Origin of the sequence: Pseudomonas sp. B35(2017) (assembly GCF_002113645.1) — a bacterium.
Classification (GTDB): domain Bacteria; phylum Pseudomonadota; class Gammaproteobacteria; order Pseudomonadales; family Pseudomonadaceae; genus Aquipseudomonas; species Aquipseudomonas ekonensis.
Genome location: NZ_NEIZ01000002.1, coordinates 187,753 through 204,625, shown reverse-complemented (window position 1 = coordinate 204,625; position 16,873 = coordinate 187,753). Strand labels below are relative to the sequence as shown.

Genomic DNA, 16,873 nt, shown 5'->3' with positions numbered 1-16,873 from the left:
CGACCGAGCACCGTCGCATTCAATCGGAGTCTCTTGGTGTCGGATCAGGTTACGTGCAAAGCGAGAACGACACGCAGCCCCGTGCTATCGTGCCCGCCCGTCCCCCATCCGTTCGCCCCAGCATGCTGCCGACTTCCCGTACCCTGCGTCTGTCGCTGTACACCCTGCTGATCATCGCCGGCGCCGTCCTGGCCGCGACCCTGGCGATCCGCCACGCCGAACGCCAGGCCCTGGAGGAGGACGCGGCCCGCGCCAGCCAGCAACTGGCGCTGTACGCCAATTCCCTGCACACCCTGATCGACCGCTACCGCGCCCTGCCCGCCGTGCTGGCGCTCGACCCGCAGCTGCGCGCGGCCCTGGGCGGCCCGGTGAGCGCCGAGCAGCAGGCGGCGCTCAACCTGAAGCTGGAGAAGATCAACGGCGCGGCGCAGTCCTCGACCCTCGAACTGCTCGACCACACCGGCCTGGCGGTGGCCGCCAGCAACTGGCGCCTGCCCAGCAGCTACGTCGGCCACAATTACGGGTTCCGCCCATACTTCAGCCAGACCCGCACCCAAGGCAGCGGACGCTTCTACGCCGTGGGCGTGACCAGCGGGATTCCCGGCTACTTCCTCTCCAGCGCCGTGCTCGGCGAACAGGACGAATTCCTCGGGGCGATGGTGGTCAAGCTCGAATTCCCCGAGCTTGAACGCGAATGGAGCCAGGGCAGCGACACCCTGCTGGTCAGCGATGCGCGGGGCATCATCTTCATCGCCAACCAGCCGGGCTGGCGCTACCGCGCGCTGCGGCCGCTGGATGCCGCCGACCTGGCCGACATCAAGGCCACGCGCCAATACGACAAACAGGCGCTGGTGCCGCTCACGCACCTGTCGCTGCGCCGCTTCGACGACACCAGCGACCTGCGCCGGGTCGAAGGCCCGCAGGGCACCGCCGACTACCTGTGGGAATCCCTGCCGCTGACCGCCGAAGGCTGGACGCTGCACCTGCTGCGCCGCCCGCAGGTGGCGTTCGAGGATCTGCGCAACGCCGGGCTCGCCGCCGCCGGGGTGTGGCTGGCGCTGGTGTTCCTGCTGCTGTTCCTCAACCAGCGCTGGCGCCTGGGCAAGATGCGCCAGCGCAGCCGCGCCGAGCTCAAGCGGCTGGTGGAAGAACGCACCCGCGAGCTGCGCACCGCCCAGGACGGCCTGGTGCAGTCGGCCAAACTGGCGGCGCTGGGGCAGATGTCCGCCGCGCTGGCCCACGAGATCAACCAGCCGCTGACCGCCCAGCGCATGCAACTGGCCACCTTGCGCCTGCTGCTCGATCATGGCCGCGTCGATGAGGCCTACAAGGCGCTCAAGCCGGTGGACGACATGCTCACCCGCATGGCCGCCCTCACCGGCCACCTGAAGACCTTCGCCCGCAAGAGCCCCAGCGGCCTGCGCGAACGGCTCGACCTGGCGACCGTGGTCGATCAGGCCCTGCAATTGCTCGACACCCGCCTGCGCGACGAGCAGGTCAGCCTGGTGCTGCACCTGACCCGCCCGGCCTGGGTGCGCGGCGATGCGATCCGCCTGGAACAGGTGCTGATCAACCTGCTGCGCAACGCCCTCGACGCCATGCACGGCAAACCGTGCAAGCGCCTGCTGATCCGCCTGGAGGCCGACCAGCAGCTGTGGCACCTGAGCGTCAGCGACAGCGGCGGCGGCATCGCCGAGGAGCACCTGGGCCAGGTGTTCGACCCGTTCTTCACCACCAAGCCTGTGGGTGACGGCCTGGGCCTGGGGCTGGCGGTGTCGTTCGCCATCGCCCACGAGTCCGGCGGGCGCCTGAGCGCCGAGAACGGCGAAGGCGGCGCGGTGTTCACCTTGACCTTGCCGATCGATCTGGAGGCGCACATCTGATGCTCAATTCGGTGATGGTGGTCGACGACGAAAGCAGCATCCGCAGCGCCGTCGAACAATGGCTGAGCCTGTCGGGTTTCGAGGTGCAACTGTTCAGCCGCGCCGAGGACTGCCTGGCCGCGTTGCCCCGGCACTTTGCCGGAGTGATCCTCAGCGACGTGCGCATGCCCGGCCAGAGCGGCCTGGAACTGCTGGCCGAAGTGCAGCGCCGGGACGCCGACCTGCCGGTGATCCTGTTGACCGGCCACGGCGATGTGCCGATGGCCGTCGAAGCGATGCGCGACGGCGCCTACGACTTCCTGGAAAAGCCGTTCAGCCCCGAGATCCTGCTCGGCAGCCTGCGCCGGGCGCTGGACAAGCGCCGGCTGGTGCTGGAGAACCGTACCCTGCACGAGCAGGCCGACAACCGCGCCAGGCTCGACGCCACGCTGCTCGGCGTGTCCCGCGGCATGCAGACCTTGCGCCGGCAGGTGCTGGATCTGGCCGCGCTGCCGGTCAACGTGCTGATCCGCGGCGAGACCGGCAGCGGCAAGGAAATGGTCGCCCGTTGCCTGCACGACTTCGGCCCGCGCGCGGACAAACCGTTCGTGGCGCTCAACTGCGCGGCGATCCCGGAGCAACTGTTCGAGGCCGAACTGTTCGGCCATGAGAGCGGCGCGTTCACCGGGGCGTCCGGCAAGCGCATCGGCAAGCTGGAATACGCCGACGGCGGCACGCTGTTCCTCGATGAGATCGAAAGCATGCCCCTGGCCCAGCAGGTGAAGCTGCTGCGGGTGATCCAGGAGCAGAAGCTGGAGCGGCTGGGCTCGAACCAGAGCATCCGCGTGGATCTGCGCATCGTCGCCGCCACCAAGCCCGACCTGCTCGACGAGGCCCGGGCCGGGCGTTTTCGCGAAGACCTGGCCTATCGGCTGAACGTGGCCGAGCTGCGCCTGCCGCCCCTGCGCGAGCGCCGCGAAGACATCCCGCTGCTGTTCGACGCCTTCGCCCGCCAGGCCGCCGAACGGCTCGGGCGGACGTTCCCGCCGCTGGGCGGCGCCCAGCTGAGCCACCTGCTCAGCCACGACTGGCCGGGCAACGTGCGCGAACTGGCCAACGTCGCCGAGCGTCAGGTGCTGGGCCTGGACGAACCGGTGCCGGGGATCGACCCGGGGCAATCGCTGGCGGCCCAGCAAGAGGCGTTCGAGGCCCAGTGCCTGCGCATCGCCCTGACCCGGCACAAGGGCGACGTGAAGGCGGTGCTCGAAGAACTGCAACTGCCGCGGCGCACCTTCAACGAAAAGATGCAGCGGCATGGGTTGAGCCGGGAGATGTTTGTGCAGGACAGCTGATTGCCCGGCGACTGCAGGATTTGTGGCTCAGGCAAAACTGTAGGAGCCAGCCTGCTGGCGATGGCGTCCGTGGAGGCGCCGCAGGGCTCAAACAAGATTGTGCCCTTGCCGGCGTCATCGCCAGTAGGCTGGCTGGCTCCCACAGATAGCGGGGCACACGCCCTCCATGCGGGCGCCAAGATAGGCGGATTTCCGCTCATCACCCTCCGCGCAACAAGCGGATTTCCGCTCAACAACCGCGCCTACCCCCTCTAAACCGGCCCTCCGCCCCTTGGCACACCTCCTGCTATAGCCCCCGCAGGCTGCGTTTCGACGCGCTCCACAAAAACAATTAACCGAAGGATCCTTCAATGGATAACTCCAACATCCTGCCGCTTGGGGCAGCTGCCGCGCCGGCCAAGGAAAGAACCACCGCCAGCCGGATCAAGTCGATCTTCAGCGGTTCCGTCGGCAACATGGTCGAGTGGTACGACTGGTACGTCTACGCCGCCTTCTCGCTGTACTTCGCCAAGACCTTCTTCCCCGCCGGCTCCACCACCGCGCAACTGATGAACACCGCCGCGATCTTCGCCGTGGGCTTCCTGATGCGCCCCATCGGCGGCTGGCTGATGGGCCTGTACGCCGACCGCAAGGGCCGCAAGGCCGCGCTGATGGCGTCGGTGTACCTGATGTGCTTCGGCTCGCTGATCATCGCCCTGAGCCCGAACTACGAAACCATCGGCATCGGCGCGCCGATCCTGCTGGTGTTCGCCCGCCTGCTGCAGGGCCTGTCGGTCGGCGGCGAGTACGGCACCTCAGCCACCTACCTGTCGGAAATGGCCACCAAGGAGCGTCGCGGCTTCTTCTCCAGCTTCCAGTACGTGACTTTGATTTCCGGCCAGCTCATCGCGCTGGGCGTGCTGATCGTGCTGCAGCAGTTCCTCACCACCGAACAGCTGTACGCGTGGGGCTGGCGCATCCCGTTCGCCATCGGCGCCCTGTGCGCGATCGTCGCGCTGTACCTGCGCCGCGGCATGGAAGAGACCGAGTCGTTCGTGAAGAAGGAAAAGTCCAAGGAAAGCGCCATGCGCACCTTGCTCCGCCATCCGAAGGAACTGCTGACCGTGGTCGGCCTGACCATGGGCGGCACCCTGGCCTTCTACACCTACACCACCTACATGCAGAAGTACCTGGTGAACACCGTCGGCATGAGCATCTCCGACTCCACCACCATCTCGGCGGCGACGCTGTTCCTGTTCATGTGCCTGCAACCGGTCATCGGCGGCCTGTCGGACAAGATCGGCCGGCGTCCGATCCTGATCGCCTTCGGCGTGCTGGGCACGATCTTCACCGTGCCGATCCTGATGACCCTGCACACCATCCAGAGCTGGTGGGGCGCGTTCTTCCTGATCATGGCGGCGCTGATCATCGTCAGCGGCTACACCTCGATCAACGCGGTGGTGAAGGCCGAACTGTTCCCGACCGAAATCCGCGCCCTGGGCGTCGGCCTGCCGTACGCGCTGACCGTATCGATCTTCGGCGGCACCGCCGAGTACATCGCGCTGTGGTTCAAGAGCATCGGCATGGAGACCGGCTACTACTGGTACGTCACCGCGTGCATCGCCGTGTCGCTGCTGGTGTACATCACCATGAAGGACACCCAGAAGCACTCGCGGATCGTGACTGACTGACAGCTGTCCGTGCAGTCACCGCAAGGGTGACTGCAATGGCCCCATTGCCAGCAGGGTGGCCCCCACAGGGGGTCGGCGGTGTCCACCAACCCCGTGTTCACCGCCATTCCTTGTGGGAGCCAGCCTGCTGGCGATGGGGATCACCCCGGCATCAAGCGGACTCGGCCACCCGCTGCCGGCTGCCGTACCGCTTCTGCGCAAACGCCGCCCCGGCGATCATCACCACCAGGATCCCCGCCAGCACCGCCGACGAGCCGACGGTGCCGAAGTCCAGGCCGCCCTTCTCATGGGATTTGGTCATCAGGTCACCCAGTGTCGCGCCGAACGGCCGGGTCAGCACGAACGCCACCCAGAACAGCGCCACCGACGAGATCTTGGTGAAATACCTGAGCAGCACCACCAACGCGATCGCCGAGCCGATCAGCAGCGCGCCGCCGGCAAAGCCCAGGCCCGAGTCGTCGGCCAGGTAATCGCCCAGCGCGGTGCCCAGGGTGTTGGAGAACAGGATCGCCATCCAGTAGAACATCTCGCCGCGAAAGGTCTGCACCTTGTTGACGTTGAGCGAGTCGCCGCTCAGGCGCCAGGCCGCAAAGATCGCCAGCAGGATCGAGATCAGGATCATCGAGCCCGCGGCATAGCCCAGGCCCAGGGTGCGGTCCATGAAATCGGACAGGGTGGTGCCGGCGGTGCTGGTGGACAGGATCACGATCCAGTACAGCAGCGGCTTGTAGGTCTTGGCCTTCAGTTGCGTGACCAGCGTCAGGACGAACACGCTGATAAGGATCAGCGAGCTGATCGCGTAACCGACGTCGAGGGTCATCGACAGCAGATCCCCCGCCGTTTCCCCCAGGGTCGTCGCGCAGATTTTCATCACCCAGAACGCCAGGGTGATTTGAGGCAGTTTATTCATGAACGCAAGAGCTCCCGTGTGTGACGGCCGGTTGTTCGATTTCTGGCCGCCGGCAGACTGGCGTCCGAGGGGTGAAAAACCGGTCGGCGTTCCATGAAAAATCTGTCACACGGGCCAAAACAGCGATTAATCACCGGTTAATGCCGCTGCCCCATCCTGCACTCACCTGATCGATTGACTGCGCGACGTTCGCCCGAGGACGGAAGCGAATCCGATGCGTCGCCCTTAACATCTAGTTAATCGATTGTTATCAGCATTAATTTGCGCTTTTTAATCAATTTTATTGGCGTAGCATTCAACTCAAGCAAGACACAACGCCAACGAACACGGAGAAACGACCATGAACACCAAACTGATCCTCGCCCTGACCCTGTCCCTCCTGGCCGCCAACACCTTCGCCGCCGACGGTTCGGACAAGACCAAATCCGCCGACTTCATCTCCGGCGCCAGCGCCTCGGTCGAACACAGCACCTCCGGCGCCATCGCCGCCGACGGCTTCGACAAGACCGGCACCGCCAACGCCATCGCCGCCGACGGTTTCGACAAGACCGGCACCGCCAACGCCATCGCCGCCGACGGCTTCGACAAGACCGGCACCGCCAACGCCATCGCTGCCGACGGCTTCGACAAGACCGGCACCGCCAACGCCATCGCCGCCGACGGCTTCGACAAGACCGGCACCGCCGCTGCCATCAGCTGAACCGCGGATGCAAACACCAAAGCCCGGCCAATGCCGGGCTTGTTCATTTCTGCAGCGACACAGCTGCGAGGTCCCAAGCAAAACCCTGTGGGAGTCAGCCTGCTGGCGATGGCGCCAGCCCAGTCACCACGAGACAGAATCAAGACAGTTGCCCCACAGGCGCCTGCACCGGACTGGCAATCAGCGCCCCGCGCTTGCACTATGGCCCCCCTCAGAACACAGCCTTCCAGGAACACCCCCACCATGCCCGACGACATCCACTTCTACGAACCCGCCAACGGCCACGGCCTGCCCCACGATCCGTTCAACGCCATCGTCGGTCCGCGCCCCATCGGCTGGATCTCGTCGCAGGATGCCGAAGGCCGGCTGAACCTGGCGCCGTACAGCTTCTTCAACGCCTTCAACTACATCCCGCCGATCATCGGGTTCTCCAGCGTGGGCCGCAAAGACAGCCTGAACAACATCGAGCAGACCGGCGAATTCGCCTGGAACCTCGCCACCCGGCCGCTGGCCGAGCAGATGAACCAGAGCTGCGCGGCGGTTGGGCCTGAGGTCGACGAGTTCGAACTGGCGGGCTTGACCACCGTGGCGTCGAAAGTGATTGCGGTGCCGCGGGTGGCCGAAAGCCCGGTGTCCTTCGAATGCAAGGTCACTCAGATCATTCAGTTGCAACGGGCGAATGGCGAGACAGTGCCGAGCTGGCTGATCCTCGGCGAAGTGGTCGCCGTGCACATCGCCAAATGGCTGCTCAAGGACGGGATCTACGACACCGCCGCCGCAGAACCGATTCTGCGCGGCGGCGGGCCGGCGGACTATTTCCAGCTGGGGCCGCAAGCGTTGTTCAAGATGTGGCGACCGGGTGCGGTCAAGTGAGGCTCACCAGATGAGTTCGGCGTCGTCGCTGACGCCCTGAAGGCGTTTCAGCTCGCGGGTCGCGGCGTCGTCGGCCGTGATGGCGCCGGGGAACACCTGTTCATCCAGCAGTTTGTGGAAACGCGGGGCGCCACCATCGACCAGGGCCTTGACCGCAATGGCGGCGTAATAGCCCTTGTTGCCGCCCAGCTCGACGGGGACCACAGCGGAAACCGCTTCGAAGTGTGCGAACTCTTTACGTGCCATGTCTCAGGTTCCGGCTCAGTCAAATAGGCCGGCCATTAAACCCTCAACCGGCGAGTTTGTGTACCGGTGCACCGCAGGCGCCGAGCGCCTGGGCGGCCGACACCTCCTTGAACGTGTGGAAATCCACTTGGTTGACCACCAGGTCCTGCACCAGCTCGCCGAACACCTCCATCGACGGACTGGCGAAATAGGCGGTCATCGCCTGCTGGCTGCTCCAGAAGCCGGACACCAGCCACAGCTGCGGATCGCACTGCGAATGCTGCAAGGCGAAGTTCAGGCAACCGGGGGCGGCGCGGGACGGCTCGATCAGCGCGCTCAGGCGCACGCCCAACTCTTCCGAGCGCCCGGCGCGCGCCCGGATGAAGGCCATATGACTGACGGGAATTTGCTTGGACATGTTCAATCCCTCCCAGGGAGTCGCGTGGCAGCCGGGGACGGGCTGCGACAGGATCCAAGGTTACGGGCCGCCTGCCGGGCGCCGTTAGTCGATTCCTGCCGTTGCCTTGCACGATCCTGCGAAACTGCCTCAAGGCACTGTAAAAAAGTGTGAAGGCCTGTCACGGTGCTGTCACACAGGTTTCGAGCAAGTTTGCCCGCCTGCGTCCTGTCATGTCTGGGGGCCGAGGCAACCCCGTGCAGGATCAGGCAAGCATTTGACAGGATGTGTCTACCGCTCACGCTTGCACAAACTTATGCTCTGCCCCACTTCACCGCCCTTGCCGAGGAGGTCGTGCATGACGTCACCCGAACATTTCCCAGCCCCGCTGGACGCCGACATGGAAAAGCAGCGCGCGGAACTGGCGACGCTCATCCGCCGCAACACCTCGGAAGACGGCAGCTACGCCACGGCCATCGGTTCGCTGTTCATGTCCCGCCACACCCAGTCCCATGACTTCGCCCCGGTGCTGGCGCAACCGGCGCTGTGCATCATGGCCCAGGGACGCAAGGAGGTGCGGCTGGCGGACGAGTACTTCAACTACGATCCTTTGAACTACCTGGTGGTGTCGGTCTCGATGCCGCTGAGCGGGCGGGTGGTGAACGTCTCGCCCGACGAGCCGATCCTGGCCGTGCGCCTGGACATCGACCCGGCGGAAATCACCGCGCTGATCGCCGACGCCGGCCCCATGGGCGTGCCGACCCGGCCGACCGGGCGCGGCCTGTACGTCGAACGGATCGACAGCGCCATGCTCGACGCGGTGCTGCGCCTGGCGCGCCTGCTCGACACGCCCAAAGACATCGCCATGCTCGCGCCGCTGATCCGCCGGGAGATCCTCTATCGCCTGCTGCGCAGCCCCCAGGGCCACCGGCTGTACGAGATCGCCATCGCCAACAGCCAGAGCCACCGCATCAGCCAGGCGATCAAATGGCTCAACGGCAACTTCGAGCAGCCGTTGCGCATCGATGACCTGGCCAAGGAAGTGAACCTGAGCGTCTCCACCTTGCATCACCGCTTCAAGGCGATGACAGCGATGAGCCCGCTGCAGTACCAGAAGCAACTGCGCCTGCAAGAGGCCCGGCGGCTGATGCTGACCGAAGGGCTGGAGGCCTCGGCGGCGGGGTATCGGGTGGGCTATGAAAGTCCGTCGCAGTTCAGCCGCGAGTACAGCCGGCTGTTCGGCGCGCCGCCGCTGCGGGATCTGGCGCGGTTGCGGCTCACGGTCTGATCCAATTTTTGCGGTGCTGCGCCCGGCCCTATCGCCAGCCTGCTGGCGATGGGGCCGGCGCTGCCGGCATCACGGCCGGATCAAGCTCCCAGCACCCGGCACGCCTCGGACGGCAATGTCACCGACACCGGATGCCCGATCCCCAGGCCGATGTCCTGGCACGGCGTGCTCAATGCGGTGAACGTCACCCCGGAACACTCCACCGTGGTCTCGATGGTCGCGCCGATGTCGCGCACGAACGTCACCGTGCCCAGCAGCCGGTTGCCCGCCGTCGCCTGGGGCGCCGACAGTTGCAGGTCTTCGGGGCGGATCAGCATCTTCACCTTCTGGCCCACCACGATGCTGCTGCAGATCGGCACCTGCAGCGCATCGCCGCCCGGCAGCACGACCTTGCCGTCGCCCAGCGCCGTGGCCGGGAAAATGTTGCCCGAGCCGATGAAGTCCGCGACGAATTCGTTGGCCGGGTGCCGGTAGATCTCGATGGGCGTGCCCACCTGCTGCACCCGGTGCTCGCCCAGCACCACCACGATGTCGGCCATGGTCATGGCTTCGCGCTGGTCGTGGGTGACCATGATGGTGGTGATGTTCAGGCGCTGCTGCAGTTGGCGGATCTCCACCTGCATCGATTCGCGCAGCTTGGCGTCCAGCGCCGACAGCGGCTCGTCGAGCAGCAGGATCTTGGGGTGCGAGGCAATCGCCCGGGCGATCGCCACCCGTTGGCGCTGGCCGCCGGAGAGCTTGGCCACCGGGCGGTCGATCATCGCCTGCAGCTGGATCATTTCCAGCAGCTCCACCACCCGCGCCCGCTGCTCGGCCTTGCCCACGCCGCGCAGCTTCAACGGATAGGCGATGTTCTCGCCCACGGTCATGTGCGGGAACAGCGCCAGCGACTGGAACACCATGCCGAAGTTGCGCAGGTGCGCCGGGGTGTGGCCGATGTCCTCGCCGTCCAGGCGGATCTCGCCGCCGGTGAGGGTCTCAAGCCCGGCGATCATGCGCAGCAAGGTGGTCTTGCCGCAGCCCGACGGCCCCAGGAAACACACCAGCTTGCCCTGGGGCAAATGCAGGTTGACGTCTTTCACCGCGCAGGCCGAGCCGTAATGCTTCTCGACGTTTTCCAGAATCAGTCCAGACATGTTGCACCTCAAATCAGAAGGAAACGCCGCCCTCGCCCACCAGCTTCTCCAGCGCCCAGATCAGGACGAAGTCGATCAGCACGATCAGCACGGCAAACGAGAATACGGTGGGGTCGAGCGAGGACACGGTGCGGCTGTACATCCAGATCGGCACGGTCATGACGTCGATGGTGTAGAGGAAATAGGTGACGGTGAATTCGTTGAACGAGACGATGAACGCCAGCAGCATGCCCGCCAGGATCCCCGACTTCATCAGCGGCACCACCACATCGACGATCGCCCGCAGCGGCGAGGCGCCGAGCATCTGCGCCGCCTCCTCGACCTCGCTGCCGATGGAGAGCATGGCCGCCGTGCAGTTCTTGACCACGAACGGCAGCGCCAGGATCACGTGGGCGATCACCAGCCGCGAGGTGGTCATGTGGAACGGCAGACTGTCGAACACCAACAGCATCGCCAGGCCCAGCACCACCATCGGGAACACCAGCGGCAGCGACATCAGTTGCAGCGCCACGGCCTTGCCGCGGAACTCGCAGCGGGTCAGCGCGTAGGCCGCCGGCACTGCGATCAGGGTGGCGAAGACCATGGTCAGGCACGACACCAGCAGGCTGGTGGCCATGGCCTGACCGAGGCTCAGCACGTCGCTGGCGTCCGGCGAGACGAAGGTGTGCCACGCGGCCTTGTACCATTGCAGGCTGTAGCTGGCCGGCGGGAAGTCGAGGTTCGACGCGCCGCTGAACGACATCACGATCATGGTCAGGATCGGCAGCACCGCCAGCAGCAGGATCACACCGGACAGGATCCCGGCGAACTTGCCCGTGTCGCCGGGCAGCAGCGCGTGGCGCTTCTTGGTCAGGGCAGTCATTGCGAAGCCTCCAGCAACCGGCGACGGCGGCCGGTGACGTATTCGGACAGGGTCATGATCGCCAGGGTGGTGGCGATCAGCACCACGCCTGCGGCGGACGCGGCGGGCCAGTTCATCAGCGGGGCGATCTGGTCGTGCACCATCACCGCCAGCATCGGCACCCGCCGCCCGCCCAGCAGCAGCGGCACCACGAAGCTGCTGGCGTTGTAGGCGAACACCAGCGTCGCGCCGGTGATGATCCCCGGCAGGCTCATCGGCAGCACCACCTGGCGGAACACCTGCCAGCGGCTGGCGCCCAGGGTCGCGGCGGCCTCTTCGAAGCTGCGGGACACGCCGCGCATGGCGCTGGCGATCGGCAGCACGGCCAGCGGGAACGCGGTCTGCACCAGCCCCATCAGCACGCCGTTCTGGTTGTACAGCAGCATGATCGGCCGCTTGATCAGGCCCAGCCCCATCAGGGTCTGGTTGAGCATGCCGCCGGGGCCGAGGATCACCAGCCAGCCGTAGCTCTGCAGCAGCAGGTTGACCAACAGCGGCAGCAGCACCGCCGCCAGGAAGATCCGCCGCACGAACGGCGACGTCAGGCGCGACATGGTGTACGCCACCGGGATCGCCAGCAGCACGGCGATCACCGCGCTGATCAGCGCCAGGCGCAGGGTCAGCAGCAACGACTTGAGGTAGTACGGTTCGAGCAGCTGCGCGTAGCTGGCCAGGCTGAAGCCCGTCCACTCCGCGCCCTTGGTGCCGATGCTCATGCGCAGCACCAGCAGGCTCGCGGCGATCAGCACGCCGAGGAACAGCATCGACGGCGTGAGGAAAAACCACGCCCGGACGGTGGGCGAAACGCCGCGCGCCGGGCGCACGTCGGCCGCGCCGACCGGGTGGGTCAGGGATTGATGTTCCATGGCAATGATCTCGTCAATGGAAAAACAACTGACAAACACAGATTTCCAAACCCCCGCGAACCCTGTGGGAGCTGGCTTGCCAGCGATGACGGCCGACCTGTCGAAATGAACTCACTGACAGATTGCTATCGCTGGCAAGCCAGCTCCCACAGGGGGTTGCGGTGTTCTGAAGGTTGCGTTCGGCTCAGGAAGAAAAGATTTCCGTGTAGCGACGGATCCACTGGTCATGCACGGTGGCCAGGAAGGCGTTGTCGTGCATGATCGCCTTCTCGGCGATCTGCTCCGGCGTCAGGATGTACGGGCTCTTGCGCGCCTCGGCGGAGATGATCGCCTTGGCGTTGACCGGGCCGTTGAAGATGTCTTCGGCCATCTTGCCCTGCACCAGCGGGTCGAGGGAGTGATCGATGAAGGCGTAGGCCAGGTCGGTGTCGCCGGGACGGTTCTTGGGCATTACCGACAGCATCAGGTCGGTGTAGAACCCTTCCTTCATGCCGAACGTGGCGCCCAGGCCGTAGTTCGCGTCGCGGATCTGCTTGGGGAAGAACGCCGGGGCGTAGAGCCCGCCCATGTCCAGGGAGCCGGTGCGGAACAGTTCGGCGATCTGGTTGGGGTTCTCGCCCAAGGTCACCACGCGGTCCTTGAGCTCGGCCAGTTTCTTGAAGCCCGGCTCGATGTTGTGCTCGTCGCCGCCGGCCAGTTTGGCGGCGATGATGATCAGGTCCATCGCCTCGGTCCAGTTCGGCGGCGGCAGGAAGATGTTCGGCGCCAGGTCAGCGTCCCACAGTGCGGCGTAGCTGTCCGGCGCCGTGCTTTGGGTGCGGGTGCTGTAGACCAGGCTGTTGCACCACAGCAGGTAACCGATGCCGTGGCCGTTGGCGCCGGTGCGGTACTTTTCCGGCACGTCGATCAGGTTGGGGATGCGGTTCAGGTCGGGCTTTTCCAGCAGCCCGGCGGCGGCCAGGCCTTCGGCGCCGACGCCGGCCAGGGTGATGATGTCGTACTGCGGACGGTCGCCGCCGGCCTTGAGCTTGGCGACCATTTCCGAGGTGCTGCCGGTGCGGTCGGCGATCACCTTGGCGCCGGTCTTGGCCTCGAAGGTCGCGGCGATGTTGCGCAACGCGGCCAGGCCGGTGTCATCCGACCAGGTCAGCAGGCGCAGGGTCTTGCCGGCGAAACGGGTGTCGCTGGCGCTCGCCCGGATGAAGGGCATGCTCAACGCCGCCGCAGCCACCGAGGCCACGCCGACGGTCTTGATGAATTGACGCCTGTTCAGATCGTGCTCGCCCATGAAGGACTCCCTTTGTTCTTGTAAGTATGAGATTGACCGCAACCCTTGCGCTGACCGTCCGGAACCGCCAAAGCCCCGGTTTCAAAGGGCTTGGGCGAGGTCGGCGGATTCATCCTGAGGTCGGGCGCAAGCGCTGACCATCGATAAAAACTCATTGGAGCCATGACGCCGGCGCATGCCTCATTGCGAGGCATGCGTTCACTTTTTTCGGGCGTTCAGAGCGCCCGCACCACGTGCTTGATCTCCTGGAACGCGGCCAGTCCCCACGGCCCCAGCTCACGGCCCAGGCTGCTCTGCTTGTAGCCGCCCCACGCCGTCTGCGGGAAGATCACCTGCGGCGCGTTCAGCCACACAAGCCCCGCCTGCAGGGCGTCGGCGACCCGGTCCGCGGCTTCGGCGTCACGGGTGACCACACTGGCCACCAGGCCGAACCGGCTGTCGTTGGCCAGGGCGATCGCCTCGGCCTCGGTGGCGAAACTGCGCACGCACACCACCGGCCCGAAGATCTCCTCGCACCACAGCGCACTGTCCAGGGGCACTTCGGTGAACACCGTCGGCTGCAAGAAGTAGCCGCGGGCGAGGTCGGCGGGACGGTTGCCGCCGCACACCAGCTTCGCCCCGGCGCTCAGGCCGCGGTCGATGTGGCCGAGCACCCGCTGGTACTGCGCCTGGTTGACCAGCGCGCCCATCTCCACGTCTGGGTCGAACGGGTCGGCCACGCGGATCCTCTCGGCGCGGGCCTTGAGCCGCGTGAGGAATTCGTCGGCCAGCTCATCGGCGACCAGCACCCGGCTGGTGGCCGAGCACATTTGCCCGGCGTTGAAGAAGGCACCGCCGCAGGCCAGTTCCACCGCCAGGTCGAGGTCGGCGTCGGCCAGCACCAGCAGCGAGGATTTGCCGCCCAGCTCCAGGCTCACGCCCTTCACGGTCTCGGCGGCGCGCTGCATCACCTGCACCCCCACCGCGTTGCTGCCGGTGAACGACACCTTGGCGATGCGCGGATCCGCCGCCAGCGGCGCCCCCACCGCCAGCCCGGTGCCGCAGACCAGGTTGAACACGCCGTCAGGCAGGCCGGACTCGGCGATGATCGCCGCCAGCTCCAGCTCCGCCAGCGGCGTGACCTCCGACGGCTTGAGCACCACGCAGCAGCCGGCGGCCAGGGCCGGGGCGAGCTTCCACGCGGTGGTGACCATCGGGAAGTTCCACGGCACGATCAGCCCGACCACACCGCAGGGCTCGCGGCGCACGCGGGCGCTGAAGTCGTCGCTGGGCAGCGGCACCTCCGCGTCGTTCTTGGCGTCCAGGCTGTCGGCCAGCCCGGCGTAGTACTCGAACGTCGCGATCACATCATCGACGTCGATGACCGCCTCGAACAGCGGCTTGCCGTTGTTGCTCGACTGCAGCTTCATCAGGTGTTCGCGGCCGTTGCGCACGCCGTTGGCGATGTTGCGCAGGATCGCCGCACGCTCGGCGCCGGTGGTCTTCGACCAGGCCTTGAAGGCTTCGGCCGCTGCCGCCACCGCCCGGTCGACCGCGCGCTCGTCGCCGCCGTTGACCGTGGTCAGCAGCGCTTCGGTGGCCGGGTTGATCACCCGCAGGTGTTCGCCGCCGGACGACCATTGGCCATTGATGTAGAGACCGTCGAGGGTCGTCGGGAAATTCAGGGCCGAACTCATTGCGCCACCGCCTTCATCCATTGTGTCTGGTCGATTTCGATCAGGGTCGGGCCCTGACGGTCCGTGGCCGCCCGCAGCGCGCCGCGCAGTTGCTCGACGGAGCCGGCCGAGTGGGCCGCACAGCCCAGGGCCTGGGCCACGCCGATGAAGTCCGGGGTGTAGATGTCCACGCCCACCGGTTCGATGGCGCGGTTGACCATGTAGCGCTTGATCTCTTCGTAGCCCTGGTTGTTCCACAACAGGACGATCACCGGCACCCGCGCCTCCACGGCGCTGGCCAGTTCCGGCAGGGTGAACTGCAGGCCGCCGTCGCCGATCAGGCACACCACCGGCGGGCGCGCGCCTTGCTCCAGGCGGCCGCCCAGCCAGGCGCCGATGGCCGCCGGCAAGGCGTAGCCGAGGGTGCCGTAGCCGGTGGAGGCGTTGAACCAGCGGCGCGGATGGTCGGGGTTGAAGGTGAGGTTGCCGGTGTACACCGGTTGCGTGGAGTCACCGACGAACACCGCTTGCGGCAACTCGTGCAGAACGGTTTCCAGGAAGCGGGTCTGGGCCAGGGCCGGCGCGTCCCAGCCGGCGGCCAGTTCCTCGCGCAGGCGGGCGGCGCGCACCTGGCCCCAATCGTTGCGGCGCTCGGCCAGGGGGTGATGGGCCATCGCGCTGAGCAGCGCCTGGGCCGCGTTGCGTGAGTCGGCCACCAGCGCCACGTGCGGCGGGTAGTTGCGCACGGTCTGGTCCGGGTCGATGTCGACGCGCAGCAGTTGGCCGGGAATCTCGAAGCCGCCGGCGAAGGTGACGTCGTAGTCGGTTTCCGCCAGCTCGGTGCCGATGGCCAGCACCACATCGGCATCGGCCACCAGCGCACGGGTGGCGACCAGGCTCTGGGTCGAACCGATCAGCAGCGGATGGCCCGACGGCAACATGCCTTTGGCGTTGATGGTCAGCGCCACCGGCGCGTCCAGCCGTTCGGCCAGTTCGGTGAGTTCGGCGGCCGCGTCGATGGCGCCGCCGCCGGCGAGGATCAGCGGACGCTCTGCACCCGCCAACAGTTCGGCCATGCGGTTCACGGCAGACGGTGCGGCACCGGCGCGGTCGATGTGCACCGGCACGCTGGCGAGCAGGTCATCGGCGTCTTCCACCAGCACGTCCAGCGGGATCTCGATGTGCACCGGACGCGGACGCCCGGCTTGGAACAGCGCGAACGCCCGGGCCAGCACCGTCGGCAGTTCCGCGGCGGACATCAAGGTGTGGGAGAACGCCGCCACACCGCCGACCAGCGCGCTCTGGTTCGGCAGTTCGTGGAGCTTGCCGCGGCCGCCGCCCAACTGGCTGCGCGACTGCACGCTGGAGATCACCAGCATCGGGATCGAGTCGGCGTAGGCCTGGCCCATGGCGGTGGTGATGTTGGTCATGCCGGGACCGGTGATGATGAAGCACACGCCCGGCTTGCCGCTGGTGCGGGCATAGCCGTCGGCCATGAAGCCGGCGCCCTGCTCATGGCGCGGGGTGACGTGGTTGATGCTCGAACGGGCCAGCCCGCGATACAGCTCCACGGTGTGCACCCCCGGGATGCCGAACACCTGCTCGACTCCGTAATCCTCGAGTAACTTGACCAGTACTTCGCCGCATGTCGCCATGGTTATGCCCTTCTTGTTCGATTGAGACTCCGGCCTCCTTTTGCGGGAGTCCGGGAATGGCCTCATTGAAACGGGCGCCCCATAGCCGCAACAAT

At 66.4% G+C, this 16,873-nt stretch carries 15 protein-coding genes; 6 read left to right on the top strand and 9 right to left on the bottom strand.

What is annotated here, in order from left to right:
* The first annotated feature begins 122 nt into the window (after nucleotides 1-122).
* The 3 genes from CAG41_RS04520 (at nucleotide 123) to CAG41_RS04510 (ending at nucleotide 4,884) form a co-directional block, all read left to right on the top strand.
* A complete protein-coding gene (locus tag CAG41_RS04520) occupies nucleotides 123-1,883 on the top strand; it encodes an ATP-binding protein (protein ID WP_085580364.1) in 1,761 nt (586 codons plus the stop codon).
* Complete coding sequence (locus tag CAG41_RS04515; protein WP_085580362.1) at nucleotides 1,883-3,214, top strand: sigma-54 dependent transcriptional regulator; 1,332 nt, start codon at nucleotides 1,883-1,885, stop codon at nucleotides 3,212-3,214. Before CAG41_RS04520 ends, CAG41_RS04515 begins: the two co-directional genes overlap by 1 nt.
* A 350-nt stretch (nucleotides 3,215-3,564) precedes the next feature.
* A complete protein-coding gene (locus tag CAG41_RS04510; protein WP_085629501.1) occupies nucleotides 3,565-4,884 on the top strand; it encodes an MFS transporter in 1,320 nt (439 codons plus the stop codon).
* A 151-nt stretch (nucleotides 4,885-5,035) separates the two neighbouring features.
* Here the strand turns inward: CAG41_RS04510 and CAG41_RS04505 are convergent, their stop codons facing one another.
* Nucleotides 5,036-5,794: a hypothetical protein gene (locus CAG41_RS04505; RefSeq protein ID WP_085706731.1), complete on the bottom strand. Its 759-nt coding sequence runs from the start codon at nucleotides 5,792-5,794 to the stop codon at nucleotides 5,036-5,038.
* Between the two features lie 340 nt (nucleotides 5,795-6,134).
* On the opposite strand from CAG41_RS04505, the gene CAG41_RS04500 reads away from it, so the two are divergent.
* Nucleotides 6,135-6,494: a hypothetical protein gene (locus CAG41_RS04500; protein WP_085706730.1), complete on the top strand. Its 360-nt coding sequence runs from the start codon at nucleotides 6,135-6,137 to the stop codon at nucleotides 6,492-6,494.
* A 243-nt stretch (nucleotides 6,495-6,737) separates the two neighbouring features.
* Nucleotides 6,738-7,367 carry a flavin reductase family protein gene (locus CAG41_RS04495; RefSeq protein ID WP_085580353.1) on the top strand — a complete coding sequence of 210 codons (630 nt, stop codon included), beginning with the start codon at nucleotides 6,738-6,740 and terminating at the stop codon, nucleotides 7,365-7,367.
* Between the two features lie 3 nt (nucleotides 7,368-7,370).
* On the opposite strand, the gene CAG41_RS04490 is transcribed toward CAG41_RS04495, so the two are convergent.
* Together CAG41_RS04490 and CAG41_RS04485 are read right to left on the bottom strand one after the other, a co-directional pair.
* Nucleotides 7,371-7,613, bottom strand: coding sequence for a hypothetical protein (locus CAG41_RS04490; RefSeq protein WP_085629497.1), 243 nt, complete (start codon nucleotides 7,611-7,613; stop codon nucleotides 7,371-7,373).
* Between the two features lie 43 nt (nucleotides 7,614-7,656).
* Entirely contained in the window at nucleotides 7,657-8,010 is a 354-nt protein-coding gene (locus tag CAG41_RS04485; protein WP_085580349.1) for a putative quinol monooxygenase, read from the bottom strand.
* Nucleotides 8,011-8,347: 337 nt separating this feature from the next.
* Here CAG41_RS04485 and CAG41_RS04480 point away from each other — a divergent pair, with 337 nt between their 5' ends.
* Nucleotides 8,348-9,277, top strand: a complete 930-nt coding sequence (locus CAG41_RS04480; protein ID WP_085580347.1) for an AraC family transcriptional regulator — start codon at nucleotides 8,348-8,350, stop codon at nucleotides 9,275-9,277.
* 80 nt (nucleotides 9,278-9,357) lie between these two features.
* Here CAG41_RS04480 and CAG41_RS04475 read toward each other — a convergent pair whose 3' ends face one another.
* The 6 genes from CAG41_RS04475 to CAG41_RS04450 form a co-directional block, all read right to left on the bottom strand.
* On the bottom strand, nucleotides 9,358-10,413 hold the full coding sequence (locus CAG41_RS04475; RefSeq protein ID WP_085580345.1) for an ABC transporter ATP-binding protein: 1,056 nt from the start codon (nucleotides 10,411-10,413) through the stop codon (nucleotides 9,358-9,360).
* A 13-nt stretch (nucleotides 10,414-10,426) separates the two neighbouring features.
* Nucleotides 10,427-11,275, bottom strand: a complete 849-nt coding sequence (locus tag CAG41_RS04470) for an ABC transporter permease (RefSeq protein WP_085580343.1) — start codon at nucleotides 11,273-11,275, stop codon at nucleotides 10,427-10,429.
* Entirely contained in the window at nucleotides 11,272-12,180 is a 909-nt protein-coding gene (locus CAG41_RS04465) for an ABC transporter permease (protein WP_085580340.1), read from the bottom strand. The genes CAG41_RS04470 and CAG41_RS04465 overlap by 4 nt, the downstream gene beginning before the upstream one ends.
* Before the next feature lie 184 nt (nucleotides 12,181-12,364).
* A complete protein-coding gene (locus tag CAG41_RS04460) occupies nucleotides 12,365-13,468 on the bottom strand; it encodes an ABC transporter substrate-binding protein (RefSeq protein WP_085580338.1) in 1,104 nt (367 codons plus the stop codon).
* Nucleotides 13,469-13,683: 215 nt separating this feature from the next.
* Nucleotides 13,684-15,132 (bottom strand): aldehyde dehydrogenase family protein, encoded by a 1,449-nt coding sequence (locus CAG41_RS04455; protein WP_170930266.1) that lies wholly within the window; start codon nucleotides 15,130-15,132, stop codon nucleotides 13,684-13,686.
* Between the two features lie 8 nt (nucleotides 15,133-15,140).
* The gene (locus tag CAG41_RS04450; RefSeq protein ID WP_085706729.1) at nucleotides 15,141-16,778 is read right to left on the bottom strand and encodes a 5-guanidino-2-oxopentanoate decarboxylase; all 1,638 of its coding nucleotides are present in this window, start codon (nucleotides 16,776-16,778) and stop codon (nucleotides 15,141-15,143) included.
* Nucleotides 16,779-16,873: the final 95 nt, after the last annotated feature.